The sequence below is a fragment of the Streptomyces sp. NPDC093510 genome (genome assembly GCF_040683555.1).
GTDB lineage: Bacteria > Actinomycetota > Actinomycetes > Streptomycetales > Streptomycetaceae > Streptomyces.
The window spans coordinates 75,874-101,606 of record NZ_JBFBEE010000016.1 but is presented as its reverse complement, the minus strand read 5'-3'; the positions used below and the strand labels follow the sequence as shown (position 1 = coordinate 101,606).

Here is a 25,733-nt window from a genome sequence, read left to right as displayed (position 1 = left end):
CGGCCCGTCAGGTGAGGGTGTCCACGGCGATGCGGGTCATGTCGGCGGCGATGCGGTCCTCGCCGGGGGTGTCCGGGTCGAGGCGCGTCGAGTAGACGGAGACGATCAGAGGGGCGCCGCCCTTCGGAGGCCAGGCCACGGCGACGTCGTTGACCCCGCCGTACGCGGGCGTACCGGTCTTGTCGCCGACCCGCCAGCCCGGGGGCAGCCCGGCCCTGATGCGCTTGTCGCCGGTGGTGTTCTCCAGGAGCCACCGGATGAGCTGGTCGCGGTCGAGCGGGGCGAGGGCGTCGCCGAGGACGAGCTTGTGCAGGTTCGCGGTCATCGACGCGGGGGTGGTCGTGTCGCGCGGGTCGCCGGGGATGTTGGAGTTGAGGTCGGGCTCCCAGCGGTCGAGACGGGTGCGGGAGTCGCCGAGGGAGCGGGCGAACCGGGTGATGGAGTGCGGCCCGCCGAGCCTGCGCATCATCAGGTTGGCGGCCGTGTTGTCGCTGTACGTGATGGTCGCGTCGCACAGCTCCCGGACCGTCATGCCCGTCGCCAGGTGCAGCTCGGTCCGCGGCGAGGCGGAGACGATGTCGTTACGCCCGTACCGGATCAGTGCGTCGAGCAGGCCGGGCTCCTCCTCGCGCGCCCGGCGCAGGATCGCCGCCGCGGCCAGCACCTTGAACGTCGAGGCGATCGCGAAGCGTTCGTCCGCGCGGTAGCCGAGGGTCGCGCCGGTGCCGGTGTTCAGGGCGTGCAGGCCGATGCGGCCCGGGTAGCCCTTCTCGAGCTCGCGCAGCCGCCGCCGGGCATCCGTCGAGGGCGCCGCGTGCGCGGTGCCGGGCACCGAGAGGAACACGGGGGCGGCGGCCGCGGCGCCAAGGAGGGTCCTGCGGGTGGGAGTTGAGTTCATGATCCCGACGGTACGCGAGCCCTCAGCGGCCTCCGAGTGAGGGGGACGCCGCCGTGATGACCTCGTCCAGGACCCCCCTCGCCCGCAGCAGGTCCTCCACCTGGCGGTCGATGCGGGCCCGCTCCTTCGTCAGCTCGTCGACCAGCCACGGCGTGGCCTTCTCCGACGGGCCGCCGTCCTTGTCCCGCATGCACGGCAGTAGCTGGACGATCTTCGTGCTGCACAGGCCCGCCGCGAACAGCTCCTGGATGTGGACGACCCGGTCGACCGCGGATTCCGGGTAGTCGCGGTGACCCCCCGGAGTGCGTTCCGCGTACAGCAGGCCCTGCTCCTCGTAATAGCGCAGAGACCGCTCGCTCACAGCGGTACGCTTCGCCAGCTCGCCGATCCTCATGTGCCCGCACCCCTTCGCACTTGAATTTCACACCGGTGTCAGCTTCTACCGTTCCGGCATGACGAACACCACGCTTCTCTCCCCCTATTCCGCAGGCCCCATCGGCCTCCTCCCCAACCGCATCGTGATGGCCCCCATGACGCGCGCCAGAGCGGCGGAGGACGGCACCCCGCTGCCCGTCGTCGCCGACCACTACGCCCAGCGCGCCGGCGCCGGGCTCATCGTCACCGAGGGCATCTGGCCCAGCAGCAGGGGCCAGAGCGGCTGGCGCTACCCCGGCCTGGAGACCGCCGCGCACATCGAGGGCTGGCGGCGGGTCACCGACGCCGTGCACGCCGCCGGGGGCCGGATCTACGCACAGCTGATGCACGGCGGCCGCAACGGCCACCCGCTCGCCCGCATCGACGCAGACCTGCCGCTCGCCCCCTCCGCCGTGACCCCGCCCGGCCACGCGCACGGCCCGGACGGCACCAAGCCCGACTACGTCACCCCGTGCGAGATGACACGCGACGACATCCGCACGGCGGTGGAGGACTTTGTCGCCGCCGCACGCAACGCCGTCGCTGCCGGCTTCGACGGCGTCGAACTGCACGGCGCCAACAGCTACTTGATCCACCAGTTCCTCGCGGACAACACCAATCTCCGCGACGACGAGTACGGCAGGGGCTCGGTCGCGGACCGCATCCGCTTCGCCGTCGAGGTGGTGCGTGCCGTGGCCGCCGCCATCGGTGCCGAGCGGCTCGGGCTGCGGCTCTCGCCGGGCAACCCGCAGTTCGGCATGGCGGAGGCCGACCCCGGCCCCGTCTACCGCGCACTGCTCGACGAGATCGACGGACTCGGCCTCGCCTACCTCCACCTCACCGACAACGACCGCTACCCGGCCCTCGCCGACCTGCGGCCCCGCTGGCACGGCATCCTCATCGGCAACGTCGGCGAGAACGGCGACCCGACGACACGGGAGGCGGGCGAGGCCGTCCTCGCGTCCGGCCTCGCCGACCTGGTGTCGTACGGGCGCGCGTTCATCTCCAACCCCGACCTGCCGGAACGCCTCGCGGTGGGGGCGCCCCTCCAGGACATCGACCAGGCCCACCTCTACACGCACGGCGCTCGGGGCTACACCGACTACCCCTTCCTGGAGCGGGAGTTGGTGTCGGCCGCTCAGACCTCCACGAGCACCTGATCGAGCGACTTCCGTACGAGGTCGGGGACCTGGCAGTCCGGCGCCGGATACCCGACGGGGATCACCGCGAACGCCTTCTCGTTCTCGGGGCGGCCCAGCACCTGGGAGAGGAACCGCATCGGGCTCGGCGTGTGGATCAGCGCGGCGAGGCCCGACAGATGGAGCGCGGACAGCAGCATCCCCACCGCGATGCCGACCGATTCGTCGACGTAGTAGTGCTTGTGCTTGGTGCCGTCCTCACCCAGCCAGTACCGCTGCTGGAAGACGACGATGAGGGCGGGCGCGTCCGTCAGGTGCGGCTTCACCTCGTCGGTGCCGAGGGGGCGCAGGGCCGCCAGCCACTCCTCGCCGAGCCGGCCGTCGTAGGAGATCTGCTCCTCGTGCTCGGCGGCCTCGCGGATGCGGCGCCGTATCTCGGGATCTTGTACGAGGACGAACGTCCACGGCTGCTGGTGCGCGCCGGACGGCGCCGTCGCCGCGCACGCGATGGCGTCCCGCACGACCTGCGTGGGCACGGGGTCCGGGGCGAACTGCCGTACGGTCCGCCGCTCCCGCATTCGTTCCCTCAACTCGGCGGCGTGCGCCAGGGATTCGGACTCGGGCATGCGCTCCGGGCGGTAGGGCACGGAGCGGTAGGGCTCGCCGTGGATCGGGGTCCACGCTTGCTGCTGCTCGGTCTCAGGCATGGTCCGATTCTGCGGTGAGGGACCGCGTCCGCGCCATGGTGCAGACCAATCACGATCAGCTCCAGCCCGCCACGATCAGGGTGAGCCCTGCCGTGAAACCGGCGGCGAGCAGGGTCAGGTACAGGGCGTAGCGCCGTCGCAGCCGGTGGGCGAGGAACCCGAAGGTGCCGAAAGCAAGGCCCACGGTGAGGGTGCGGGAACCGCGCGAGAGCGCCGAGTGGGCCAGCCAGTCGGACGGGGCGACACCGGCGCGGCCGGCCTCGCGGGCGTACACCTTGAAGGGGATGCCGTTCCATGGCTGGTGCCGGACGGCCGCCGCCGACTCCGCGGAAAGCTCCGCCCGCACTTCGGCCCGCATCCGTTCCGTCGTCAGAGGCTGCGGCAACTGCGCCCCTACTGCTGCCAGTTGGAGGGCTAGCAGGCCGCCGGCCAGGCTGCCCGCGAGCGCCGCGAGCGACAGCTTCAGGGCCCGCCGCGGCACCGCGACGCACGCGGCCGCGAGGAACAGTTCCGGCATGAGCGGCCAGCTCAGCGCCTCCGCGAACGCCCAGAGGAACCCGAGCGCAAGACCCCACCGGGAGCCGGCGACGGCGGCGACCCGCCTGCGCGTCGCGGAGTCCGCCAAGGGCTCTTCCGTCGTACGCCGATGCAGCGCCGCCACCGCGTCGCGGGCCTCCTCCGGGGTGGCGGAGGCGGGCAGCGGCGCCCCGACGGCGACCCGGACCAGGGCGGGGCGGAGCCTGCCGTGCTTGGGCAGCAGGCGGTCCGTGCCCGCGATGCCGACCGGCACGACCGGCACGCCCGCGTGCTCCGCGAGGACCAGCGCGCCGCGGTGGAACGACCCCAGCTCGCCGTCCCGCGCACGGGTGCCCTCGGGGAAGAGGACCACGGCGCGGCCCGCGCGCAGGTCGTCCGCCCTGGCAAGGAGGTCGTCCATGCCGCCTCCGGTACGGCGCACCGGGAAACCCGCGGCGAGGTGGCCGCAGATCCGGCTGCGCCACGGTGAGGCGAACCAGTAGTCGGCGGCGGCGCCGATCGCGGGGGAGTGGCGGGCGTCCAGCGCGGCCAGCAGGGCGGCGGTGTCCGCGTGCGAGGAGTGGTTGGCGACGACCACGCAGCCGCCGCGCGGGAGGCGACCCCGCCGCTCGATGCCTCCGGTGAGCGTGAGGAGCGTCCACCAGAGGGCGCGGCGGAGGGCCGCGGCCACGCGGACCGGCCCGACGCGCCCTTCAACTTCCCTCGCCTGTACGCGGGTTCGGGAGTCCGTCATCACAGCGTCACCACCATCGTCAGCAACAGCGCCACCAGCAGTGAGTCGATCCGGTCGAGCAGGCCGCCGAACCCCGGCAGCCAGCTCCCGGCGTCCTTCACGCCCGCCTCGCGCTTGACCATCGACTCCAGGAGGTCGCCGAGGACGCAGCCGACGAGCACGGCGGCCCAGAGGGCGGGCGTGAACGCGCCGACCGCGGCCAGCGCGACGGCGGTCCCGGCCGCGGCGCCCGCGACGCCCGCCCAGGTCTTGTTGGGGGAGAGCGGGGACAGCGCGCGGGCGAGCGGCCCCCTGCGGCCGAGCGCCGTGCCGCCGCACCAGGCGCCCACGTCGCCGAACGCCACCGCGACGCCCACGGCCACCGCCGTGTCGCCGAGCAGGACGAGTCCGCTCAGCGACACGGGGATCCACAGGAGCCCGAACACCGTGCGGCACGCGCGCGTGAAGCCTTGCGAAGCGTCTCCGGTGCTGACCGCCACCGAGGCGGCGGCGATCAGCAGGGCGCCGGCGGCCCGCAGGTCCAGGGCGTCCGGCGCGGCCCACGCGGCGCCCGGCACGGCCACTGCCGCACCGCTGAGCACCGCCCGTTCGCCCCGGGGCAGCGCGGCCATCCGCGCGTACTCGCCGACCGCGACCACCCCGAGCCCGGCCGCGAGCGCGAACGCCCCCGCCCGCCCGACGAGGAACGCGCCGAGGAAGAGAGGCGCGGCCATCGCCCAGGTGCGCCACCGCTTCCGCAACTCGGCCCGCATCCGCACCCGAGAGGGCAACGCCGCGACGGCGACCCCACCGACCCCGAGCACTCCCGCGACCACGGGAACGGCCCGCCCCGCCACGTCCCCGGCGGCGAACAGCGCACTCATGGCGCACCGCCGGGGGTGGCGTGGGGGGTGGGGTGTGGTGCGTGGCGGAGGTGTGGGGGGTGGGGGGTGGCGGCCGTGGGCATGGCTCGCCCCGCGAGTTCCCCGGCGGCGAACAGTGCACTCATCGCGCACCGCCTTGGGCGGTGGGGTCGGCGGGGGCCAGGTCTCGCCAGAGGTGCAGCAGGCGTAGGGCCGCTGTTGCTGCCGAGCCTGCCGTGAGGGCCATGAGGGTCGGGGTCGTCCAGCCGGAAGCGGCCGCCAGCACGACCAGCGCGCAGCGCTCCGTCTTGCCGACCGGGCCGCCGTTGAGGCGCCGCGCACCCGCCGCCGCGCCCGCGAGCGACACCCAGGACGGCAGAGTCGCCGCGAGACCCGCCGTCGCCACCAGCCACAACGGGGCCAGCGGCAGGAACCCCGCGAGGACGATCAAGTCGGCCGCCCGGTCGCCCAGTTCGTTGAGGAGCGCGCCCCTGCGCGTCGTGCGACCGGTGTCGCGGGCCAGCGCGCCGTCGAGGTTCGCGAAGGCCAGACGCGCGGCGAGCAGCACCGCCACCAGCGGCGCCGAGTACCCGGAGGGCAGCGCGGCGAGCGCGACGGCGGCGCCCGCCGCGCACACCACACCCGCCAGCGTGAGGGTGTCGGGCGACACCTCACGGCGGACGAGCGAGGCACGCACGCCGGACAACCGGTCCGCGTACCAGGGCTTGAGAGCGTAGAGGCCGTTCATGGCACCGACTCTGCCGTCGGCCGGGCGCGGGCAAATCGGGGTGCGTACTCAGATGCCGCCTGAGTACCGTGGGTGACGTGAACACCCTGCGCACTGCCCACACCAGTGATCTGACGGCGGCCGAGCTGCGGGCCGCGCGTGCCCTGATGGACGAGGCGTTCGACGGGGACTTCAGCGACCACGACTGGGATCACGGCCTCGGTGGCGTCCACGCTCTCGTCCACGACCCGGCGGGCGCCCTGCTCGCGCACGGCGCGGTCGTGCAGCGGCGCATCCTGCACAACGGCCGTTCCCTGCGCGTCGGTTACGTCGAAGCGGTCGCCGTCCGCCCCGACCGGCAGCGGCAGGGCCTCGGCGGTCAGGTGATGGGCGCCCTGGAGCGGGTCATCGACGGGGCGTACGAGCTGGGGGCGCTGTCCGCCTCCGCCGACGGCGCGCGGCTCTACCTCGGGCGCGGCTGGCAGGAGTGGAAGGGCGCGGTCGGCACGCTCGGCCCGACGGGCGTGGTCCACATGCCGGAGGAGGAGCCCCCGCTGCTGTGGGGCGCGGACCTCGATCCGGCACACGAGCTCCTCATCGACTGGCGTGACGGGGACGTCTACTAGTCCTGTCGGTCCTGTCAGTTCTGTGTGGTGGAGGACGCGCGGACGATCATCTTCCCCCGGTTCTCGCCGCGCAGCATGCCGAGGAACGCGTCCACGATCCGGTCGAACCCGTCCACCACCGTCTCGTCGAGCCGCATCCGCCCGCTCTGCAGGTGCGGCACCACGAATTCGTACAACTCCTCCTGGACATGCGGGTAGTCGCGCACGAGGAAGCCCTCCATGCGCAGGCTCTTCTCGACGATGTCGGGCAGATTGCGCAGGGCGTACGGCGCACCCGTCGCGTTGTACTGCGCGATCGTGCCGACCCGCACGATCCGCCCGTGCTCGCGCAGCGAGGAGATCGCGGCCTCCAGGTGCTCGCCGCCCACGTTGTCGATGTACAGGTCGATGCCGTCGGGCGCCGCCTCGGCGAGGAGGTCGGCGGTCGGCCCCGCGTGATGGTCGAAGACCTCGTCGTACCCGACGTGCTCGGTCAGGTACGCGGCCTTCGCCGCCGTGCCCGCGCTGCCGACGATCCGGCCCGCGCCCATGAGCCGGGCGAGGCGCCCGGTCGCCGTGCCGACACCGCCCGCCGCGGCGGAGACGAACAGGTCCTGCCCCGCGCGGAGTTCGGCGATACGGGTCAGGCCGACGTACGCGGTCAGGCCCGTGCCGCCGAGGATGCCCAGATACGCGGAGAGCGGCACGCCGTCGAAGCGGGGCAGGCCGCGCACCTCGCCGGGCGTCACGACGGCGTGCGTGCGCCAGCCCTGCCGGTGGAGGACGATCTCGCCCTCGGTGAGGGAGGGGTCGCGGGACTCGACGACGCGGCCGATGGCGCGGCCCTCCAGCGGGGCGTGGAGCGCGAAGTCGCCGTCCATCATCTCGCGGTGGTACGGGTCGACGGACCAGTAGAGGTTCTCGACCAGGGCGGTGCCGGGCGTGGGGCGGGGCAGCGCGGACTCCACGAACGCGAAGTGGCCGGCGGTGGGGAAGCCGTGGGGGCGGGCGGTCTGGTGCACGGTGAGTGCGGTCTCGGTCATGCCGGTGACCGTAGGCAGGAATGCGGGGGTGGGGCAGTGGGTTGCGCTCATGGAACGGCCCGGACCATGAGGGGCCCTCATAGAAGCAGGTGAGCCCCCTGACAGCACCCGCCACTCCCCGTTCCTCCGACCGCCCCCGTGCCACCGCCGCTCTTCCCGCCGATCTCGCCCCGCACGAGTTGCGGATTCTCGTCGCCGTCGACCGTGAGCGCGGCTTCTCGGCGGCCGCGCAGGCTCTGGGGCTCACCCAGTCCGCGGTCTCGCACTCGATCCGGGGGACGGAACGCAAGGTCGGTGCCGTGCTCTTCGAGCGGGGCAGGAAGGGCGCGACGCCGACGCCGGCGGGAGCCGCCGCGGCCGCGCACGCCCGGCGGGTGCTGCGGCTCCTTGACACGCTCGTCGCGGAGGCGCGGGGCGCGGCGCAGGGTGGCGGCGACGGGGCCGTCGAGGGGACGCTGCGCATCGCCGCGTTCCGCAGCGCCGCCCTGTACCTGCTGCCGGCCGCCCTGGACCGCCTGGCCGCCGGGCATCCCGGGCTGCGGCCGGAGGTCCGCGTGGTGCGTGAGCTGGGCGCGGGCACGGCGGGCGAGGTCGCCGAGGGGCGGGCGGACATCGGGATCGCGACGCTCGGGGGGAGCTCGCCGGTGCCCGCCGGGCTCGTCGGCGACGTACTCCTGGAGGAGCCCTACTCGCTCGTGCATCCGGCGGGCCACCCCGACCCGCGCTCGTTGCCGCTGGTGGACTGGCACGAGAACTGCGGCTCGTACACGCGCGACTGGTGGGGCAGGCAGGACTGGATTCCCCTGGCGACCGTCCTGACGGAGGACGACGGAGCGGTGCTCTCGATGGTGAGCAGGGGACACGGAATGGCGATCATGCCTGCCCTCTCCCTGACCGGAGCACCGGACTCGGTCCGGATCACTGATCTCGGAACGGAGCGCCCGACGCGCTCCGTCGGCTACGTCACCACTCCTGAGCTGGCCTCTTCCCTCGCCGTGCGGGCGCTGATCCGCGAGCTGAGAACGGTACGCGGGTGAAGCCGTCTCAGATAGTAGGAAGTCCGAGTAACTGTGGAGACAGATGCTCCGTCCTCCCTTAGCTTTGTAGGAGCCGAACGTCTCGCTCGATCAAGCGAATGGCGGTCGTGAGCCGGAGCAGCACGCAGGCGAACCCTGCCGCTCCAGCGCTCCCCGCCCCTCCGGCGTCTCGTATGAATACACCCTTCCCTCAAGGAGTGGATCTCCCATGGCCGAGACGACCGCCCGCCGAGTCCGTCACACCTCCCGCACCAGCGACGCCGAGCGCAGGAACGCCGCCGCCGCCCTCCAGCGAGCCCTCGACCGCCGGGACAACGGCGGCGAAACGGGTCACTGAGTTCCGCGAGTTCCGCGTACGACCTCGAAGTGGTCGATGCGCTCGCCGGTCTCGGCGAGCGCGGAGACCGACATCCTGGGGCGCGCCCCGGCCGTCACCTCCACCGCGAGGAAAGAGAAGCCGGTGTAGCGCACCCGGGACCACTCCACGGTGTCCGGGTCGGGAACGCGCGACTTCGTCCAGTGGAAGCTCACGATGTGGTCGTGATCGTGGACGTTGCCCTCGTAGCTGTCCTCGACGCCGGGCCCGAAGCCGTAGAGGTCCTTGCCCGCGCCGCCCGCGGTGACGTACACGATGCCGTCGCGCGTCGGATCGGTCGACGCGCCGACCGGCACGGGCTTGCCGACCTCGCCGCCCTTGATCGCGTCCGTGCGCTCGTAGACGTGGTTGTGGCCGTTGACGACCAGGTCCACCTGGTGCTTCGTGAACAGCTCCAGCCAGGCGTCCCGCACCCCGCCGTCGGAGGCGTGCGTCGACGTCGAGTACACGCAGTGGTGGAAGAAGACCACGATGAAGTCGACGGACTCGTCCGCGCGCAGGGCGCGCAGGCGCTTGTCGAGCCAGGCGGTCTGCCGGCCGTCCGTGTAGCCCTTGTTGGCGGGTATCTCGTACGAGACGTCGTTGGCGTCCAGTGCGACGACGCCGACGTTCCCGTACCGGAAGGAGTAGACGCCCGGCGCGTTCCGCGGGTCGAAGCCGTTCTCCGGGAGCGACCAGCGGGCCCGCTGGCCGCCGTAGCCGTTCGGCGAGTACCACGCCTCCATGTCGTGGTTGCCGGTGGTCACCATCCACGGCACCGACTTCGCGACGGACTCCGTCTGGGCGAGGAAGGTGTCCCACACGCGTGCGTCGTAGGTGTCGGACTCCTTGCCGTGCCCGGTGGTGTCCGCGTAGCAGATGTCGCCCGCGTGCAGATGGAACGACGGGTTCTGGCCCAGGATCACCTGATCGTTGGCGAGGGCGTGGTAGCTGACGCCCTGGTCGCCGAAGGCCGTGAAGACGAACTTCTCCGGCTCGGCGGGCGCGGTCCTGAACGAGCCGATCGTCGCCATCCGCTCGGGCGAGGCCGGGTCGAAGCCGTCGTGGCCGACGCCGTAGTAGTACGTCGTGCCGGGGCTGAGGCCGTCGAGCGCCGCGTGCAGGTAGTACTGCTCGACCGCGGGCAGCTTCTTCGACAGCGACGGGGTGCGCAGGTCGCGCACCTCCGCCTCGATCTTCCGGCTCAGCTCCCAGGGCTTCGGGCCCACGCGTATGTAAGGGGACCTGACCGCGAGCGGCACCTGCCAGGAGATCCGCATCTGCGTCTTCGGGTCGGCGCCGAAGGCGAGGTGCCTGCCGAAGGGGGCCACCAGTCCGCCGTCGACCCGCACCGGCGCGGGCGGCGCGCTCACGGCGTGCGCCGACGACGTACCCGAGCCGTCGGCCGTGACCGAGCCGTCGGCCGTGCCCGAACTTCCGGCGAGCAGGCTCACCCCGCCCACCGTCCCGGCCGTCGCGAACGAACTGGCGAGCACCTTGCGCCGGGAGAACTTCCTGCGCAGGTACTCGTGCTGTTCGGGCATGCTCATCCGGGCCGCGAGCTGCTCCGGAATGCCGACGTTGGGAGTGTCCATGGCAGGAAACTTCCCAGCGACGCCCAACTCCCGCCCTACACCGGGATGAACAGAAGCTGACCGCGAGGAGCCGGGCGGGCCGGGCGGCCCGCGCATGTCCGCATGCCGGACACCTCATGTCATCCCCTGGGACGAAGAGTACGGTGCTCGTATGTCGGCCAGTTCTCGCAGCATCAATCTCGCAGTCATCCCCGGAGACGGCATCGGCCAAGAGGTCGTGGCCCAGGGGCTCAAGGTCCTCAACGCCGTGCTTCCGCAGGATGTGAAGCTCGAGACGGAGGAATACGACTTCGGCGCCAAGCGGTACCACGCCACCGGTGAGACCCTCACCGACGCCGACGTGGAAGCCCTCAAGCAGCACGACGCGATCCTCCTCGGCGCGATCGGCGACCCCTCGGTCCCGTCCGGCGTCCTGGAGCGCGGCTTCCTGCTGAAGCTCCGGTTCCTCTTCGACCACCACGTGAACCTGCGCCCCTCGAAGCTGCTCCCGGGTGTCGCGACCCCCCTCAAGGGCCAGCCCGAGATCGACTTCATCGTCGTACGCGAGGGAACCGAGGGCCCCTACACGGGCAACGGCGGCTCGATCCGCACCGGCACCCCGCACGAGGTGGCCACCGAGGTCTCCGTCAACACCGCCTTCGGTGTGGAGCGCGTGGTCCGCGACGCCTTCGCCCGCGCGCAGGCCCGCCCGCGCAAGAAGCTGACGCTGGTCCACAAGAACAACGTCCTCGCGTACGCCGGTCACCTCTGGACGAACGTCTTCAACCAGGTGGCGAAGGAGTTCCCCGAGGTCACCACCGACTACATCCACGTCGACGCCGCGACGATCTACCTCGTCACCGACCCCGGCCGCTTCGACGTGATCGTCACCGACAACCTCTTCGGCGACATCATCACCGACCTCGCCGCGGCCGTCTCCGGCGGCATCGGCGTCGCCGCCTCCGGCAACATCAACCCGAGCCGCGAGTTCCCGTCCATGTTCGAGCCGGTGCACGGCTCGGCGCCGGACATCGCGGGCCAGGGCAAGGCCGACCCGTCGGCCACGGTCCTCTCCGTCGCGCTGCTCCTGCGTCACCTCGGGTACGAGGGCGAGGCCGCCCGCATCGAGGACGCCGTCTCCGCCGACCTCGCCGAGCGCGGGGACACGGTCCGCACCACCGAGCAGATCGGCGACGCGCTCGCCGTACGAGTAGCGGGCTGACCCGGTAGCTCGTAGATCACACCGAAGATCACGCAGAAGCCGCCGGGTCCCTCAGGACGCCCGGCGGCTTCTCGTATCCACCCCCCGGGTGTCACCATCGACCCCCGGGCCGCAATCGTGCCGTTTCTCCCTCAGGTCCCCGCGAGCGATAATCGAACGTGGGGCCGTGGAAGCAGCAGGGAAAGTCGGACGTCCTAGTACTGGGCGTCCGGATGTGAGCGCGGTCCGTCACCATCACACGTGAAGGACGAAGTACTCATGACGACGACGCCGACCATCGAGCTCAAGCCCTCCTCGACGCCGCTGGCCACCGCGGAGCGCGAGGCCATCCTGGCCAACCCCGGGTTCGGCCGCCACTTCACCGATCACATGGTGACGATCAAGTGGACGGAGGGCCGCGGCTGGCACGACGGTCAGCTCGTGCCGTACGGCCCGCTCGCCCTCGACCCGGCGACGAACGTCCTGCACTACGCCCAGGAGATCTTCGAGGGCCTGAAGGCCTACCGGCAGCCCGACGGCTCGGTGGCCACGTTCCGCCCTGACGCCAACGCCCGTCGCTTCCAGTCCTCCGCGCGCCGCCTCGGCATGCCGGAGCTGCCCGTCGAGACGTTCATCGAGGCGTGTGACCTGCTGGTGCGGCAGGACATCGACTGGGTTCCCGCGCACGGCGGCGAAGAATCCCTCTACCTGCGCCCCTTCATGATCGCCACCGAGGTCGGCCTGGGCGTGAAGCCCGCCAACGAGTACCTCTTCGTCGTCATCGCCTCGCCCGCCGGCGCGTACTTCCCCGGCGGCGTGAAGCCCGTCTCCATCTGGCTGTCCGAGGACCGCGTGCGCGCCGTGCCCGGCGGCATGGGCGACGCCAAGACCGGCGGCAACTACGCCGCGTCGCTGCTCGCGCAGGCGGAGGCCGCGGCGAAGGGCTGCGACCAGGTGGCCTACCTCGACGCCGTCGAGCACAAGTGGGTCGAGGAGTTGGGCGGCATGAACCTGTACTTCGTGTACGGCAACAAGATCGTCACCCCCACCCTGACGGGTTCGCTGCTGGCGGGCGTCACCCGCGACTCCCTCCTCACTGTCGCCCGTGACCTCGGCTACGAGTCGGAGGAGGCCCGCGTCTCCATCGACCAGTGGAAGAACGACACCGAGAACGGCACCCTCACCGAGGTCTTCGCCTGCGGCACGGCGGCCGTCATCACGCCCGTCGGCACGGTGAAGTGCAACGCGGGTGAGTGGGAGCAGAGTGGGGGCGAGCCGGGCGAGGTCACGATGAGGCTTCGTGAGGCGCTGCTGGATGTGCAGCGGGGGAAGGTGGGGGATCAGCACGGCTGGATGCACGAGCTCGGCTGAGGGCTTGACCGGTGGCCCCTGGCCCGGGCCCGGAGGCCCGGACCGGGGGTCCCCCTTACGTCCGCTCCAGGCTGCGGGCCCGTTGTGGCTGATCGCGCAGTTCCCCGCGCCCCTGAACGGCTTCGCCGTCCGGGGGTGTTTCCCTTTGGGGGTCGGCTGCGGGCCCGTCGTGGCTGGTCGCGCAGTTCCCCGCGCCCCTGAACGGCGGCTCCGCCGCCAGGGGGCGAAGCGTCCTCGCGCCCCTGAGCGGCGGCTTCGCCGTCAGGGGGCGTGGTGGGGGCGGTGCCGGTGGGGTGGGGGTGCGGGTGGGGTTGTTAGGGGCGCGGGGAACTGCGCGATCAGCCACGGCCGGGCCGCAGAGGGGAGAGAGGGAAGCGAGGGAAGCTAGGGGGCCGTCAGCGGGCCGGGAGTGTGAGCGTGGTGGGGAGCGCGGCGCACGCCTCGTCGAGGAGCGCCGCGAGACGGCCCCGCGTCGGTTCGGACTCCTCGACCCACCCCTCCAGCGCCCGATGAAACGCCGCCACCAGCAGATCGACCGCCAGTCGAGGACGCAGATCACCCCCGCCCGGCAGGGCGAACCGGCGCCGGGCCACGACCAGCGCCGCCCCACTCGTACGGTCACAGAAGGCGAGCCCGTGCGCGTCCATGGACGGAGTCCGCGCCGCGAGGCGCCGGCTCAGCAGCACCCGCTCGGCCCACCCGTCGGCAGGCATGCGCCCGAGCGCGGCGAGCAGCACGTCCCGCAGTACGTCGAACAGCGGCTGCCCCGGCGCCGGTTCGGCCCTTTCCAGCTCCTCCAGGAACGCCGTCCACAGATCCTGCGTCGGCGCCATCGCCACGTCTTCCTTGCTGCTGAACGTGCGGAAGAACGTCCGCTTGGAGACGTCCACGGCATCGCACAGCGCGTCGAGCGTGACGCCGTCGAAGCCGCGCTCCGTGAAGAGGTCCAGGGCCGTGTCGACGAGGGCCTGACGCGTCCGCAGCTTCTTGCGCTCCCGCAGGGGGAGCTGGTCGAGGTCCGTGGAGTCCATGGCGGGAGTGTAGCCAGTCCCGGGAGCGAATGCCCCTTGAGCACTTATGCCACTCAGTGGCACTATTGCCGTGTCGAGGCACCCGTCGTCGGTGTGCGTTCGGATTCTCTGCCTGCTCTTCTTCTGCCTTGAGAGGTTCAACTTCCATGCGCGCACTTCTGGTTGACCGTTCCGCACCCGGGGGCCTGCGCCTCGGGGAAGCCCCCGACCCCGTACCCGGACCGCATCAGGCCCTGGTCGGAGTCGCCGCCACCTCCCTCAACCACGGCGAGGTCCGCTTCGTGCTGGAGAGCGCACCGGAGGGCACGGTGCTCGGCTGGGACGCGGCGGGTGTGGTCGAGCGCGCCGCCGCCGACGGGTCGGGCCCCGCCGCCGGAACCCCTGTGGTCACCCTTGGAGGTGATGGCGGTTGGGCCGAACTCCGCGCGGTGGACACCGACTTGCTGGGTGTCGTCCCCGAAGGGGCGGATCTGGGTGCCATCAGTACGCTGCCGGTCGCGGGCGCCAGCGCCCTGCGCGCCCTGGACCGGATCGGCCCGATCCTCGGCAGGCGCGTCCTGGTCACGGGGGCCACCGGCGGCGTCGGCCGGTACGCGGTGCAGCTCGCCCGGCGGGGCGGCGCCGAGGTCGTCGCGGTGACCGGTGACCCTGAAGGGCGGGGCGAGGCACTCAGGGCTCTCGGTGCGCACGAGGTGGTCGCCACGCCCGCGGCGGCCGGGGCGCCGGTGGACGGCGTGGTCGACCTGGTCGGCGGCCGTCAACTCGTCGAGGCGTACGAGCAGTTGGGTCAGCACGGGACCCTCGTGTCCGTCGGGCACTCCGGCGGCGACGCCGAGCACTTCCCGTACGGGACCCTCTATGGGGACATGGGCCGCCACGACCGCTCGGTCGTCAGCTTCCACCTGCTCGGCTGCACCGGGCTCACCAGGGATCTGACCTGGCTTGCGGGGCAGGTGGCGTCCGGTGCGCTCGACCCCGGCACGTCCTGGCGAGGGTCGTGGGAGAAGTTCCCGGAGGCGGCCGAGGAGCTGCTCGGCCGCCGTCTGCACGGCAAGGCGGTCCTGGACATCGGCTGAGGTCCAGGGAGGCGCGGGATTCCGGTCAGGAACCCTGCCCGGTCTGCCCGGTCTGCCCGGTCTGCCCGGTCTGCCCGGTCTGCTCGGCCTTCTCGCCCTTGCCGTCCTCGTCGTCCGCCTTCGGGGCGTTCGAACCCACCGGGGTGAGCGGGCCGCTGGTGAGGAAGTCGACTGCGCCGAGGACCGCCGCCCCGGCGCCCTTCGCCGCGCGGACGCCGAGTCCTATGAGTTCTTCCATGGTCGTACTCCCCGTACTGCTGTGATCCCCTGACGGTCAACTTCCGCTTCAGGCTACGTGATCAATGGAGGCGGCGGCCGGGGTGGCCTCCGGGGCGGTGGGTGCGACGGGCCGGCCCTCACGCGCAGGCAGCGTCAGATACGCCGCCCCGCCCACCACCCCCGACAGCAGGAAGCTGCAGTCGACCCCGCCCGTCAGGGACAGCAGCGGCCCCTCGTACGACGGCAGCGAGACCGCGAGCACGCCGACCGTCGCGCCCAGCGCCCAGGCGGTCGTGGCCTGCACGTTCCAGCCGGCCCTGTACCAGTAGACGCCGCCACGGGAGCGGCGGTTGAAGACCTGGAGGGCGTCCGCGTCGTACTCCCCTCGGCAGCGGGCGAAGCCGATCAGGGTGATCACCGCCCACGGGGTGCCGATGGCCGTCAGGAGCAGCACGAAGGACGTCATCGCGTCCTGCGCCTCCCATGCGTAGTGGCCGGCGAAGACGCAGGCCGTGGCGACGACGGCGACCGTGTACGTGGCGCGGGCGCGCGACGCGCGGGGCAGGATCGCGTCCAGGTCGAGGCCCATGGAGTAGAGCATCAGGCCCGCGTTGCCGACCGAGCCCGCCGAGGCGGCGAGCAGCAGCGGGAGCAGGTACCAGGTGGGCGAGGCGTCGACGAGTCCGCCGGCGTAGTCGAGGGCGGCGCGGGCCGCGTACGCCGTGAACGTGCCGAAGAGCTGGGGGATCAGGAGCCCCGCGAGCAGTCCGAGCCAGGCCGCGCCGAGGACCGCGCGGGAGCTGTGCCGGGCCGGGGAGACATAGCGGGTGTAGTCGCCGAGGAGGGTGATGAAGGCGATCGGCCCGGAGAGGCCCGCGGCGACCAGGGCGAGCAGCCACGTCGGCCAGAACGAGCCGAGGAGATAGCCGCCCGCGCCCGGGAGCGCCGACGTCGTGAAGTCGGGGGCGTACGCGAAGACGCCGAGGATCAGCAGTCCCGTCATGGCGAACGCGAGGACCCGGGAGAGCCGCAGCAGCACGCGGTAGCCGAAGACGGCGCCGACCACGGTGGCGGCGGCGAGCAGGGTGTAGGCGACGCCGTACGAGAATCCGCCGGCCGGCAGGCCGAGCAGCCGGTGCAGCGTGCCGACCATGACGTCGCCGCCGATCCAGATGGTCAGCGCGGTGTAGCCGAGGGAGAGCAGCAGGCCGACGACGGAGCCGACGAGGCGGCCGCGCACCCCGAACTGGGCGCCCGAGGACGTGGAGAGGTTCGTCCCGGTGCGCAGCGAGACCAGGGCGAGCGGCGCGGTAAGTGCCGTGCCGATCACCGTGCCCGCCACCACCGCGCTCACCGACTGCCACCAGCCGAGGCCGAACGACACCGGCAGCCAGCCGAAGACGATCACCCCCAGGCAGAGGTTGGAGCCGATGAGGATCGACACGAGATCGCGGGGACCGCTGGTGCGTTCCCCGTCCGGGATGGTGTCGACTCCGCGCTGTTCTATCGGCATGAGGGTGCCCCTGACGCTCGCTGGTCCCGAATGGTTGCCCCTTGTTTGAGCAGCGCTCAATGTGACGTGTTCTACGCCCTTTCGTCAATGCCCCTGTCGCCGCTTCCCGAGTGCGGATTTCGTGGTTAGAGTGGCGCTCTAAACGTGGAACAGGGAGGTACGGCGCGTGCGACTCACGCCCACCGAACGCGACCGGCTGCTGCTCTTCGGGGCCGCCGAGCTCGCGAGGTCACGCAAGGCGCGCGGCCTCAGGCTCAACGTCCCGGAGGCGACCGCGCTGATCGCCGACACGGTCTGCGAGGCCGCCCGCGACGGCGCCCGGCTCGCCGAGGCCGTCGAACGGGCCCGCTCGGTCCTCGGCCCGGACGACGTGCTGCCCGGCGTCGCGGACGTGGTGACCGAGGTGCACGTGGAGGCCGTCTTCGACGACGGGTCCCGGCTCGCGGTGGTGTCCGACCCGATCGGGGAAGGGCTCGGCGACGACGCGCCGGGCGCGCTGCTGCCCGGACCGCCGCACGAGGACCCCGCCCCGACGGTGACGCTGACCGTGCGCAACACCGCCACCGTGCCGGTCTCCGTGACCTCGCACTTCCACTTCTTCGAGGCCAACCCCCGGCTCGACTTCGACCGCGCCGCCGCCTACGGCCTGCGGCTCGCCGTGCCCGCCGGGTCCTCCGTCCGCTTCGGGCCCGGCGAGAGCGTCGACGTCGGGCTGCTGCCGATCGGCGGCGAGCGGATCGCCATCGGCTTCGCGGGCCTGGTGGACGGCCCGCTGGACGCACCGGGCGTCCGCGAAGAAGCGCTGCGCCGCGCCGCCGCCTGCGGCTACCTCGGCGTACCGGAAACCACCGATCAGGAGGTCGAGCGATGAGCCGCCCCGGAGGACACGCCGCCGAACCGCGCCGCCTCACCCCGTACGAGTACGCCTCCACGCACGGCCCCCGCGCCGGCGACCACGTCCGGCTCGGCGACTCCGGGCTGACGATCCGCGTCGAGTCCGACGCGCAGAAGTACGGCGACGAGTTCCTCGCCGGATTCGGCAAGACCGCCCGCGACGGGCTGCACCTGAAGGCCGCCGCCGTCCGCGAGACCTGCGACGTCGTCATCAGCAACGTCGTCGTCATCGACGCCGTGCAGGGCATCCGCAAGGTGTCCATCGGCATCAGGGAAGGCCGCATCCACGCCATCGGGCGAGCGGGCAACCCGGACACCCTCGACGGCGTCGACGTCGTCGTCGGCACCGGCACGTCGATCGTGTCGGGGGAGGGGCTCATCGCCACCGCCGGGTCCGTGGACACCCACGTCCACCTGCTCTCGCCCCGGATCATGGAGGCCTCCCTCGCCTCCGGCGTGACCACGATCATCGGCCAGGAGTTCGGGCCGGTGTGGGGCGTCGGCGTCAACTCGCCCTGGGCGCTGAAGCACGCGTTCAACGCCTTCGACGCCTGGCCGGTCAACATCGGCTTCCTCGGCCGGGGTTCGTCCTCGCACGACGCCCCGCTCGTCGAGGCGCTCGCCGAGGGCGGCGCGTCCGGCTTCAAGGTGCACGAGGACATGGGCGCCCACACCCGGGCGCTCGACACCGCGCTGCGCGTCGCCGAGGAGCACGACGTCCAAGTCGCCCTGCACAGCGACGGGTTGAACGAATGCCTCTCCGTCGAGGACACCCTCAAGGTGCTGGAAGGGCGCACCATCCACGCCTTCCACATCGAGGGGTGCGGCGGCGGACACGTGCCGAACGTCCTGAAGATGGCGGGCGTGCCGAACGTCATCGGCTCCTCCACCAACCCCACGCTCCCCTTCGGGCGTGACGCCGTCGCCGAGCACTACGGCATGATCGTCTCCGTCCACGACCTGAAGACCGACCTGCCGGGCGACGCGGCGATGGCCCGCGACCGCATCCGTGCCGGGACGATGGGCGCCGAGGACGTCCTGCACGACCTGGGCGCCATCGGCATCACCTCGTCCGACGCGCAGGGCATGGGCCGCGCGGGCGAGACCGTACGCCGCACCTTCGCGATGGCCGGGAAGATGAAGGCCGAGCTCGGCCCCATGGAGGGCGACGGCGCACACGACGACAACGCGCGCGTGCTGCGCTACATGGCCAAGCTCACCATCAACCCCGCCCTCGCCCACGGCCTCGCCCACGAGGTCGGCTCCATCGAGGTCGGCAAGCTCGCCGACATCGTGCTGTGGCGCCCCGAGTACTTCGGCGCCAAGCCGCAGCTGGTCCTGAAGTCCGGCTTTCCCGCGTACGGCGTCGTGGGCGACCCGAACGCCGCGACCGACACCTGCGAACCCCTCGTCCTCGGACCGCAGTTCGGGTCGTACGGGGCCACGCCCGCCGACATCTCCGTGGCGTTCGTCGCACAGGCCGCCGTCGACCAGGGCAACGACCTCATGCCCACGCGCCGCCGCCGGGTCGCCGTGCGCGGCACCCGTGGCATCGGCCCCGCCGACCTGCGCCTGAACTCCCGCACCGGAGCCGTCGACGTCGACCAGCGCTCCGGCCTCGTCACCCTCGACGGCGACCCGGTCCGCTCCGAGCCCGCCGACTCCGTCTCCCTCAACCGCCTCTACTTCCTTTAAGGGTTTACGCCATGTCTGCTGCCGCCGACGGCTTCCGCATGCCCGCCGAGTGGGCCCCGCACGAACGCACCTGGATGGCGTGGCCGTGCCCCAACCCCACCTTCGACGACCCCGAGGGCCTCGACGAGTCCCGCATCGCCTGGGCGAACGTCGCCCGCGCCGTACGCCGCTTCGAGCCGGTCACCGTGGTCTGCGGGCCCGGCCAGGCCGCGTACGCCGAGGAGCTCCTCGGCCCCGGCATCGAGGTCACCGAGCGGGAGCTCGACGACGCCTGGATGCGCGACATCGGGCCCACCTTCGTCACCAACGGGAAGGGTGAACTGGCCGCCGTCGACTGGACGTTCAACGGCTGGGGCGCCCAGGAATGGGCCCGCTGGGACCATGACTCCAAGGTCGGGGCGCACGTCGCCGACCTCGCGGGAGCCCGTACGTACGCCTCGAAGCTCGTGAACGAGGGCGGCGGCATCCACGTCGATGGCGAGGGCACCGTCCTGCTCACCGAGACCGTGCAGCTCGGCCCCGAGCGCAACCCCGGCTGGACCAGGGAGCAGGTCGAGGCGGAGGTCCACGCCCACCTCGGCACGACGAAGGCGATCTGGCTGCCGCGCGGCCTCACCGCCGACTATCCCGGCCACGGCTACGGCACCCTCGGCCACGTCGACATCGTCGCCGCCTTCGCCGCTCCCGGCGTCGTCCTCGTCCACTCCCAGCGCGACCCCGCGCACCCCGACTTCGAGGTCAGCAAGGAGGCCATCGCGACCCTCAAGGGCCAGACGGACGCCCGCGGCCGCACCCTGCGGATCGTCGAGGTGCCCGCCCCGACCGTCCTCAAGGACGACGAGGGCTGGGTCGACTACTCCTACATCAACCACTACCTCTGCAACGGCGGCGTCGTCCTGTGCGCCTTCGGCGACCCGAACGACGAGCTCGCGGCGGGCATCTTCCGCGGTCTCTTCCCGGACCGGACCGTGACGCTCGTCGACGCCCGTACGATCTTTGCCGGGGGTGGTGGCATCCACTGCATCACCCAGCAGCAGCCAAAGGTGTGATCAAGGAGTACGGGATGGCCGGTCAGGCCCGCGCGCGGAAGAACGCCCCGCCGCGTGAGGACGTCATGGCGGCCGCCATGGAGATGATCGCCGAGCGCGGCCTGGAGAAGCTGACCATGGCCGCGCTCGGCCGCGAGGTCGGCATGAGCTCCGGCCATCTCCTCTACTACTTCCGTACCAAGGACGAACTGCTCCTGCGCACCCTGGAGTGGAGCGAGGGCCGCCTCGGCGCCGAGCGCGGCCGCCTCCTCGCCCGGCAGGGCACCGCCCGCGAGCGCCTCGACGCGTACGTCGACCTGTACGTCCCCGACGCCGTCGGCGACCCCCACTGGACGCTCTGGCTGGAGGTCTGGAACCGCTCCCTCAACGCCGACGAGGAGGGCCGCGACCGGCAGGCCGCCATCGAGGGCGCCTGGCACCGCGACCTGGTGGCACTGCTCGCCGAGGGCGTCTCGCGCGGCGAGTTCGAGGCGATCGACCCCGACCGTTTCGCGTCCCGCCTGCGGGCGCTGCTCGACGGGTTCTCCATCCACGTGGCGATCGGGCTGCGGGGGACGGGACGGGAGCAAGTCCTCGCGCATGTGAGGGAGTTCCTGGACGGATCGCTCGCCTCGGGCGCCCGGGACACCCGGCGGCCTGTCTAGGTTGTACGCAGTCCGGCGGATTGCCCGAAGGCCGGTGGTGCGCTTGCATCACGATGGGCCCTTGGCGTCGCGCCGGGGCACAGGTCTTCGGGGGGAAGCCATGTCCAGTGCCGGACGTGTGTCGGTGAGCGCCTTACTGATGGCGGCGCTCGGCGCGGCGGCCCTGCCCGGCGCGCACGCGAAGCCGCACGAGCCGCACACCGAACGCGTCAGCACCACGAGCACGGGCGCGCAGCTCGACGGCCCCTCCCACCAGGGTGTGATCAGCGACGACGGGCGGTACGTCGCGTTCTACACGAAGGCGGCAGAGTTCGGCTGCCGCGAGAACACGTACACCTGCCTCCAGGTGAAGGACCGGGCGACGGGCGATGTGACCGCGGTGCCCGGCGCGGGCGGGTTCTCGTGGGCGCCGCCGGTCATCAGCGGCGACGGGCGGCACGTGGGCTTCACGTCGGGCACGAAGGTCCCCGTGCCCCATCTGTACGACCGGGCGACGGGTGCGACCCGGCCGGTCCTGCCCGCGTCCGACCCGGAGGCGTCGACCGGCGAGATGTGGTCCGTCAGCCGCGACGGCGGCCATGTCGCCTACGGGGCGGGCAGCCGTCCGCGACCCACCCAGCGGCTGTACGTCCGCTCCATGGCCACCGGCGAGAACGACCTGGTCTCGGGGGAGGCGGACGGCGTCAAGGAGTTCGCCTCGCTGAGCGCCGACGGCGGGCGCGTCGCGTACCAGGTCCGTACGGCGGGCGAGGACCCCGCGGACGTCTTCCTCAGGAACCGCGCCACCGGTGAGAGCGTCCATGTGGACAAGGGCCTGGGCGAGGGGCGGCTGGTCCAACTCAGCGAGAACGGGCGGTACATACTCTTCGCCGCCGACGGCGGCACGTACGTACGCGACATGCGCACCGGCAGGACCCGGCGGGTCGCGGACGTGCCCGCCCGGTCCGCGAGCCGCGACGTACGGCACGCGGTCCTCACCGCGGCCGAGGGCGCGGGGGACGGCCTGACACTCCTCGACCTGCGCACCGGCCGGCGCTCGCCCGTGGGGCCGGGCCGGGCAGTGCCGGGGGCCGTCACCGCGAAGGGCGGTGCCGTGGCGTTCACCTCCGAGGCGACCGACCTGGTGCCCGACGACACGAACGGCGACTCCGACATCTTCGTACGCCACACGCACTGAACCGAGAACCGCACCGAGAACAGCACATCACGGGGGACTGATCATGTACTGCACCCATCGCAAGCGACTCGCCCTGGCCGTCGCGGCAGGCGTCGCCGCGGCCACCGTCACCGCCCTGCCCGCCGCTGTCGCCGCGCCCGACGCGGTGGAGGCGCCCCGCACCGAGGGCGTCAGTGTCACCGCCGACGGCAAGGCGGGCAACGACCGCTCCTCGCAGGAGTCCATCAGCAGGAACGGGCGCTACGCGGCGTTCGTGTCCGGCGCCAGTGACCTGGTGGCGGGCGACACCAACGGGCGGAGCGACATCTTCGTGCGTGACCTGCGCGGCGGGACGACGGAGCGGATCGCCCTGGAGGGGCGCGAGCTGAGCAGTCCGTCGCTGAGCGCCGACGGGCGGTACGTCGCGTTCGTCGCGTCGACCGTCGACGGGCCCGCCGTGCGGGACGTCCGGCTCTACGACCGCAGGACCAAGACCTTCGAGCGCCTCGACGTCGAGCTGCCCGACGGCTTCCCCGGCGACAGCGCGGGCAGCGTCTCGCTCAGCGCGAACGGGCGCTACGCCGTCTTCAGCACGGACGGACCGCAATTCGGCGGCACCGCGGTCTTCCTGCGCGACCGGAGGACCGGCACCACCGAGCGGATCAGCCACCCGTACACGGGCGGCGACGGGGAGCGGGACGCCCACTCGCCGAGCGTCAGCGACGACGGCAGGTACGTCGTCCACGCCGACTCCTTCGTGAACGGCCCGCGCGGCGACGACTGGAGCGACCTGTGGCTGCGCGACCGCAGGACCGGGAAGTCGGCCCAGGTCGACCGCTCGTACGACGGTTCGAAGACCGAGAAGGAGTCCCTGTCCGCGTCCATCAGCGGTGACGGCCGCACGGTCGTCTTCGAGTCGCGTGACACGCACCTCGTGCCCGATGACAACGACGCCGCCTGGAACGTCTTCGTGCACGACGTCGCCGCCGGCACCAACCAGCGCGTCCACGGCACCCAGGGCGGCCCCGGCGAGGCGTACACCCGTTCGCCCGCGATCAGCGCCGACGGCCGCCACCTCACGTACATGTCGGAACTGACCGAGCCGGGCAGCGCGTACGGCAAGGAGTGGCCCACCTATCTGCGCGACCTGAAGAAGGGCACCACCACGCTTCTCACGCCGGACACGGACGGCGGCGCCGCGACGGCCGACGTCCTGCCCGGCGGGATCTCGGGCGACGGCCGCCGCGTCGCCTTCGAATCGTCGGACGAGTCGCTGCTGCCCGGCGACACCAACGACGGCGACGACATCTTCGTGCGCCACGTGCGCTGACCGCTCACCCCGGGCGGGCGGCGCGTCCACGCGCCGCCCGCATCGTGAGACGGGGCAGCGCGCTGTGCACGGGCTGTGGCAGGCTGCCACCGTGCTCTCGTTCGCCATGATTATTGGCAGCAGGCGCGCCGGTCCGCAGTGACCGCCTCGTACCCATCACGTACGGGCGGACACCGTCGCCTCGACCCGCGCGCAGACCTCTCGCACCCGCGAGGGGTTTTTTCGTTTCCCGGCCCAACTGCAGCCGGACACGGAGCGCGAGGGATCATTGGGGGTGGTGGAGCCGGTCATTCCGGTAGACCGAGATCCGACACAGGAGCCAGATCAGCATGACGGAAACCAGCGCACCCGACGATTCCTTCCATGTCTTCGACACGACGCTGCGCGACGGCGCGCAGCGCGAAGGCATCAACCTCACCGTCGCGGACAAGCTGACCATCGCCCGGCACCTGGACGACTTCGGCGTGGGCTTCATCGAAGGCGGCTGGCCCGGCGCCAACCCGCGCGACACCGAGTTCTTCGCGCGGGCCCAGCAGGAGATCACCTTCCGGAACGCCCAGCTCGTCGCCTTCGGCGCCACCCGCCGCGCGGGCGCCAAGGCGGCCGACGACCCGCAGGTCAACGCGCTCCTCGCGTCCGGCGCACCCGTCATCACCCTCGTCGCCAAGTCCCACGACCGGCACGTCGAACTGGCCCTGCGCACCACCCTCGACGAGAACCTGGAGATGGTCCGCGACACCGTCTCCTACCTCGTCTCGCAGGACCGCCGCGTCTTCGTCGACTGCGAGCACTTCTTCGACGGCTACCGCGCCAACCCCGAGTACGCCAAGGCCGTCGTGCGGGCCGCATCGGAGGCCGGCGCCGACGTCGTCATCCTCTGCGACACCAACGGCGGCATGCTGCCCGCGCAGGTCCAGGCCGTCGTCTCCACCGTCGCCGCCGACACCGGCGCCCGCCTCGGCATCCACGCCCAGGACGACACCGGCTGCGCCGTCGCCAACACCCTCGCCGCCGTCGACGCCGGCGCCACCCACGTGCAGTGCACCGCGAACGGCTACGGCGAGCGGGTCGGCAACGCCAACCTCTTCCCCGTCGTCGCCGCCCTGGAGCTCAAGTACGGCAAGCAGGTCCTGCCCGAGGGCTCGCTGCGCGAGATGACCCGCGTCTCGCACGCCATCGCCGAGGTCGTCAACCTGACGCCCTCCACCCATCAGCCGTACGTGGGCGTCTCCGCGTTCGCGCACAAGGCGGGGCTGCACGCCTCCGCGATCAAGGTCGACCCCGACCTCTACCAGCACATCGACCCGGACCTCGTCGGCAACCGCATCCGCATGCTCGTCTCCGACATGGCGGGCCGCGCCTCCATCGAGCTCAAGGGCAAGGAGCTCGGCGTCGACCTCGGCGACGACCGCGAGCTGATCGGCCGCGTCGTCGACCGGGTCAAGGAGCGCGAGCTCCAGGGCTACACGTACGAGGCCGCCGACGCCTCCTTCGAGCTGCTGCTCCGCGAGGAGGCCGAGGGCCGGGCCCGCCGCTACTTCCGCGTCGAGTCCTGGCGGGCCATCGTCGAGGACCGCCCCGACGGCACCCACGCCAACGAAGCCACCGTGAAGCTGTGGGCCAAGGGCGAGCGCATCGTCGCCACCGCCGAGGGAAACGGCCCGGTCAACGCCCTCGACCGCGCGCTGCGGGTCGGCCTCGAACGGATCTACCCGCAGCTCGCCAAGCTGGAGCTCGTCGACTACAAGGTCCGCATCCTGGAGGGCAAGCACGGCACGTCCTCCACCACCCGCGTCCTGATCTCCACCACCGACGGCGTCGGCGAGTGGTCGACCGTCGGTGTCGCGGAGAACGTCATCGCGGCGTCATGGGGCGCCCTGGAGGACGCGTACACCTACGGCCTGCTGCGGGCCGGGGTCGAACCGGTGGAGTAGCGGCCGGAC

At 72.2% G+C, this 25,733-nt stretch carries 25 protein-coding genes; 14 read left to right on the top strand and 11 right to left on the bottom strand.

Annotated features, from left to right (window positions below; all coding sequences use genetic code 11):
* Positions 1-7: 7 nt before the first annotated feature.
* Positions 8-898, bottom strand: coding sequence for a class A beta-lactamase (gene bla / locus AB0N81_RS25840; protein ID WP_365362239.1), 891 nt, complete (start codon positions 896-898; stop codon positions 8-10).
* 22 nt (positions 899-920) lie between these two features.
* Positions 921-1,292: a MerR family transcriptional regulator gene (locus AB0N81_RS25835; RefSeq protein ID WP_365362237.1), complete on the bottom strand. Its 372-nt coding sequence runs from the start codon at positions 1,290-1,292 to the stop codon at positions 921-923.
* Between the two features lie 58 nt (positions 1,293-1,350).
* Between AB0N81_RS25835 and AB0N81_RS25830 the strand changes: the two genes are divergently transcribed.
* Positions 1,351-2,472, top strand: coding sequence for an alkene reductase (locus AB0N81_RS25830; protein ID WP_365362235.1), 1,122 nt, complete (start codon positions 1,351-1,353; stop codon positions 2,470-2,472).
* Here the strand turns inward: AB0N81_RS25830 and AB0N81_RS25825 are convergent.
* The 4 genes from AB0N81_RS25825 to AB0N81_RS25810 form a co-directional block, all read right to left on the bottom strand.
* Positions 2,451-3,158, bottom strand: a complete 708-nt coding sequence (locus AB0N81_RS25825) for a nitroreductase family protein (protein WP_365362233.1) — start codon at positions 3,156-3,158, stop codon at positions 2,451-2,453. The genes AB0N81_RS25830 and AB0N81_RS25825 overlap by 22 nt on opposite strands.
* Before the next feature lie 55 nt (positions 3,159-3,213).
* The gene (locus tag AB0N81_RS25820) at positions 3,214-4,428 is read right to left on the bottom strand and encodes a lysophospholipid acyltransferase family protein (protein WP_365362231.1); all 1,215 of its coding nucleotides are present in this window, start codon (positions 4,426-4,428) and stop codon (positions 3,214-3,216) included.
* Complete coding sequence (locus AB0N81_RS25815; RefSeq protein WP_365362229.1) at positions 4,428-5,291, bottom strand: phosphatidate cytidylyltransferase; 864 nt, start codon at positions 5,289-5,291, stop codon at positions 4,428-4,430. Before AB0N81_RS25815 ends, AB0N81_RS25820 begins: the two co-directional genes overlap by 1 nt.
* A gap of 121 nt (positions 5,292-5,412) precedes the next feature.
* Positions 5,413-6,018: a CDP-alcohol phosphatidyltransferase family protein gene (locus AB0N81_RS25810; protein WP_365362227.1), complete on the bottom strand. Its 606-nt coding sequence runs from the start codon at positions 6,016-6,018 to the stop codon at positions 5,413-5,415.
* Positions 6,019-6,095: 77 nt separating this feature from the next.
* Here AB0N81_RS25810 and AB0N81_RS25805 point away from each other — a divergent pair, with 77 nt between their 5' ends.
* Positions 6,096-6,623: a GNAT family N-acetyltransferase gene (locus tag AB0N81_RS25805; RefSeq protein ID WP_365362225.1), complete on the top strand. Its 528-nt coding sequence runs from the start codon at positions 6,096-6,098 to the stop codon at positions 6,621-6,623.
* Between the two features lie 14 nt (positions 6,624-6,637).
* On the opposite strand, the gene AB0N81_RS25800 is transcribed toward AB0N81_RS25805, so the two are convergent.
* Positions 6,638-7,645: an NADP-dependent oxidoreductase gene (locus AB0N81_RS25800; RefSeq protein WP_365362223.1), complete on the bottom strand. Its 1,008-nt coding sequence runs from the start codon at positions 7,643-7,645 to the stop codon at positions 6,638-6,640.
* A 98-nt stretch (positions 7,646-7,743) separates the two neighbouring features.
* Here AB0N81_RS25800 and AB0N81_RS25795 point away from each other — a divergent pair, with 98 nt between their 5' ends.
* The gene (locus tag AB0N81_RS25795) at positions 7,744-8,682 is read left to right on the top strand and encodes a LysR family transcriptional regulator (protein ID WP_365362421.1); all 939 of its coding nucleotides are present in this window, start codon (positions 7,744-7,746) and stop codon (positions 8,680-8,682) included.
* Positions 8,683-8,890: 208 nt separating this feature from the next.
* Positions 8,891-9,019 (top strand): hypothetical protein, encoded by a 129-nt coding sequence (locus AB0N81_RS25790; RefSeq protein WP_263398816.1) that lies wholly within the window; start codon positions 8,891-8,893, stop codon positions 9,017-9,019.
* On the opposite strand, the gene AB0N81_RS25785 is transcribed toward AB0N81_RS25790, so the two are convergent.
* Entirely contained in the window at positions 9,013-10,632 is a 1,620-nt protein-coding gene (locus AB0N81_RS25785) for a metallophosphoesterase family protein (protein ID WP_365362221.1), read from the bottom strand. The two genes, AB0N81_RS25790 and AB0N81_RS25785, sit on opposite strands and share 7 nt — an antisense overlap.
* 151 nt (positions 10,633-10,783) lie before the next feature.
* Between AB0N81_RS25785 and AB0N81_RS25780 the strand changes: the two genes are divergently transcribed.
* Positions 10,784-11,833: a 3-isopropylmalate dehydrogenase gene (locus AB0N81_RS25780; RefSeq protein ID WP_365362219.1), complete on the top strand. Its 1,050-nt coding sequence runs from the start codon at positions 10,784-10,786 to the stop codon at positions 11,831-11,833.
* 258 nt (positions 11,834-12,091) lie between these two features.
* Positions 12,092-13,183: a branched-chain amino acid aminotransferase gene (locus AB0N81_RS25775; RefSeq protein WP_365362217.1), complete on the top strand. Its 1,092-nt coding sequence runs from the start codon at positions 12,092-12,094 to the stop codon at positions 13,181-13,183.
* 395 nt (positions 13,184-13,578) lie between these two features.
* Here AB0N81_RS25775 and AB0N81_RS25770 read toward each other — a convergent pair whose 3' ends face one another.
* A complete protein-coding gene (locus AB0N81_RS25770; protein ID WP_365362215.1) occupies positions 13,579-14,214 on the bottom strand; it encodes a TetR family transcriptional regulator in 636 nt (211 codons plus the stop codon).
* 146 nt (positions 14,215-14,360) lie between these two features.
* On the opposite strand from AB0N81_RS25770, the gene AB0N81_RS25765 reads away from it, so the two are divergent.
* A complete protein-coding gene (locus AB0N81_RS25765) occupies positions 14,361-15,290 on the top strand; it encodes a zinc-binding dehydrogenase (RefSeq protein WP_365362214.1) in 930 nt (309 codons plus the stop codon).
* 25 nt (positions 15,291-15,315) lie between these two features.
* Here the strand turns inward: AB0N81_RS25765 and AB0N81_RS25760 are convergent, their stop codons facing one another.
* A complete protein-coding gene (locus AB0N81_RS25760; protein ID WP_365362212.1) occupies positions 15,316-15,528 on the bottom strand; it encodes a hypothetical protein in 213 nt (70 codons plus the stop codon).
* A gap of 48 nt (positions 15,529-15,576) precedes the next feature.
* The gene (locus AB0N81_RS25755) at positions 15,577-17,022 is read right to left on the bottom strand and encodes a cytosine permease (RefSeq protein WP_365362210.1); all 1,446 of its coding nucleotides are present in this window, start codon (positions 17,020-17,022) and stop codon (positions 15,577-15,579) included.
* Positions 17,023-17,188: 166 nt separating this feature from the next.
* Between AB0N81_RS25755 and ureA the strand changes: the two genes are divergently transcribed.
* From ureA to cimA, 7 genes are all read left to right on the top strand, one after another.
* Positions 17,189-17,893 carry an urease subunit gamma gene (gene ureA / locus AB0N81_RS25750; protein WP_365362208.1) on the top strand — a complete coding sequence of 235 codons (705 nt, stop codon included), beginning with the start codon at positions 17,189-17,191 and terminating at the stop codon, positions 17,891-17,893.
* Positions 17,890-19,611, top strand: a complete 1,722-nt coding sequence (locus AB0N81_RS25745) for an urease subunit alpha (RefSeq protein ID WP_365362206.1) — start codon at positions 17,890-17,892, stop codon at positions 19,609-19,611. Before ureA ends, AB0N81_RS25745 begins: the two co-directional genes overlap by 4 nt.
* 11 nt (positions 19,612-19,622) lie before the next feature.
* Positions 19,623-20,660, top strand: coding sequence for an agmatine deiminase family protein (locus AB0N81_RS25740; RefSeq protein ID WP_365362204.1), 1,038 nt, complete (start codon positions 19,623-19,625; stop codon positions 20,658-20,660).
* Positions 20,661-20,674: 14 nt separating this feature from the next.
* Positions 20,675-21,304: a TetR/AcrR family transcriptional regulator gene (locus AB0N81_RS25735; RefSeq protein WP_365362202.1), complete on the top strand. Its 630-nt coding sequence runs from the start codon at positions 20,675-20,677 to the stop codon at positions 21,302-21,304.
* Between the two features lie 100 nt (positions 21,305-21,404).
* Complete coding sequence (locus AB0N81_RS25730) at positions 21,405-22,481, top strand: hypothetical protein (protein ID WP_365362200.1); 1,077 nt, start codon at positions 21,405-21,407, stop codon at positions 22,479-22,481.
* Positions 22,482-22,524: 43 nt separating this feature from the next.
* Positions 22,525-23,790: a hypothetical protein gene (locus tag AB0N81_RS25725; RefSeq protein ID WP_365362198.1), complete on the top strand. Its 1,266-nt coding sequence runs from the start codon at positions 22,525-22,527 to the stop codon at positions 23,788-23,790.
* Positions 23,791-24,119: 329 nt separating this feature from the next.
* A complete protein-coding gene (gene cimA / locus AB0N81_RS25720; protein ID WP_365362196.1) occupies positions 24,120-25,724 on the top strand; it encodes a citramalate synthase in 1,605 nt (534 codons plus the stop codon).
* Positions 25,725-25,733 lie beyond the last annotated feature (9 nt).

Coding starts and splice junctions, on each gene's coding strand:
- AB0N81_RS25745 (WP_365362206.1), top strand. CDS start 17,890: ATGAGCCGCCCCGGAGGACACGCCGCCGAACCGCGCCGCCTCACCCCG.
- AB0N81_RS25785 (WP_365362221.1), bottom strand. CDS start 10,632: ATGGACACTCCCAACGTCGGCATTCCGGAGCAGCTCGCGGCCCGGATG.
- AB0N81_RS25740 (WP_365362204.1), top strand. CDS start 19,623: ATGTCTGCTGCCGCCGACGGCTTCCGCATGCCCGCCGAGTGGGCCCCG.
- AB0N81_RS25725 (WP_365362198.1), top strand. CDS start 22,525: ATGTACTGCACCCATCGCAAGCGACTCGCCCTGGCCGTCGCGGCAGGC.
- AB0N81_RS25755 (WP_365362210.1), bottom strand. CDS start 17,022: ATGCCGATAGAACAGCGCGGAGTCGACACCATCCCGGACGGGGAACGC.
- AB0N81_RS25820 (WP_365362231.1), bottom strand. CDS start 4,428: ATGACGGACTCCCGAACCCGCGTACAGGCGAGGGAAGTTGAAGGGCGC.
- AB0N81_RS25825 (WP_365362233.1), bottom strand. CDS start 3,158: ATGCCTGAGACCGAGCAGCAGCAAGCGTGGACCCCGATCCACGGCGAG.
- AB0N81_RS25765 (WP_365362214.1), top strand. CDS start 14,361: ATGCGCGCACTTCTGGTTGACCGTTCCGCACCCGGGGGCCTGCGCCTC.
- AB0N81_RS25770 (WP_365362215.1), bottom strand. CDS start 14,214: ATGGACTCCACGGACCTCGACCAGCTCCCCCTGCGGGAGCGCAAGAAG.
- AB0N81_RS25735 (WP_365362202.1), top strand. CDS start 20,675: ATGGCCGGTCAGGCCCGCGCGCGGAAGAACGCCCCGCCGCGTGAGGAC.
- AB0N81_RS25730 (WP_365362200.1), top strand. CDS start 21,405: ATGTCCAGTGCCGGACGTGTGTCGGTGAGCGCCTTACTGATGGCGGCG.
- bla (WP_365362239.1), bottom strand. CDS start 898: ATGAACTCAACTCCCACCCGCAGGACCCTCCTTGGCGCCGCGGCCGCC.
- AB0N81_RS25760 (WP_365362212.1), bottom strand. CDS start 15,528: ATGGAAGAACTCATAGGACTCGGCGTCCGCGCGGCGAAGGGCGCCGGG.
- AB0N81_RS25815 (WP_365362229.1), bottom strand. CDS start 5,291: ATGAGTGCGCTGTTCGCCGCCGGGGACGTGGCGGGGCGGGCCGTTCCC.
- cimA (WP_365362196.1), top strand. CDS start 24,120: ATGACGGAAACCAGCGCACCCGACGATTCCTTCCATGTCTTCGACACG.
- AB0N81_RS25835 (WP_365362237.1), bottom strand. CDS start 1,292: ATGAGGATCGGCGAGCTGGCGAAGCGTACCGCTGTGAGCGAGCGGTCT.
- AB0N81_RS25830 (WP_365362235.1), top strand. CDS start 1,351: ATGACGAACACCACGCTTCTCTCCCCCTATTCCGCAGGCCCCATCGGC.
- AB0N81_RS25790 (WP_263398816.1), top strand. CDS start 8,891: ATGGCCGAGACGACCGCCCGCCGAGTCCGTCACACCTCCCGCACCAGC.
- AB0N81_RS25775 (WP_365362217.1), top strand. CDS start 12,092: ATGACGACGACGCCGACCATCGAGCTCAAGCCCTCCTCGACGCCGCTG.
- AB0N81_RS25810 (WP_365362227.1), bottom strand. CDS start 6,018: ATGAACGGCCTCTACGCTCTCAAGCCCTGGTACGCGGACCGGTTGTCC.
- AB0N81_RS25800 (WP_365362223.1), bottom strand. CDS start 7,645: ATGACCGAGACCGCACTCACCGTGCACCAGACCGCCCGCCCCCACGGC.
- AB0N81_RS25780 (WP_365362219.1), top strand. CDS start 10,784: ATGTCGGCCAGTTCTCGCAGCATCAATCTCGCAGTCATCCCCGGAGAC.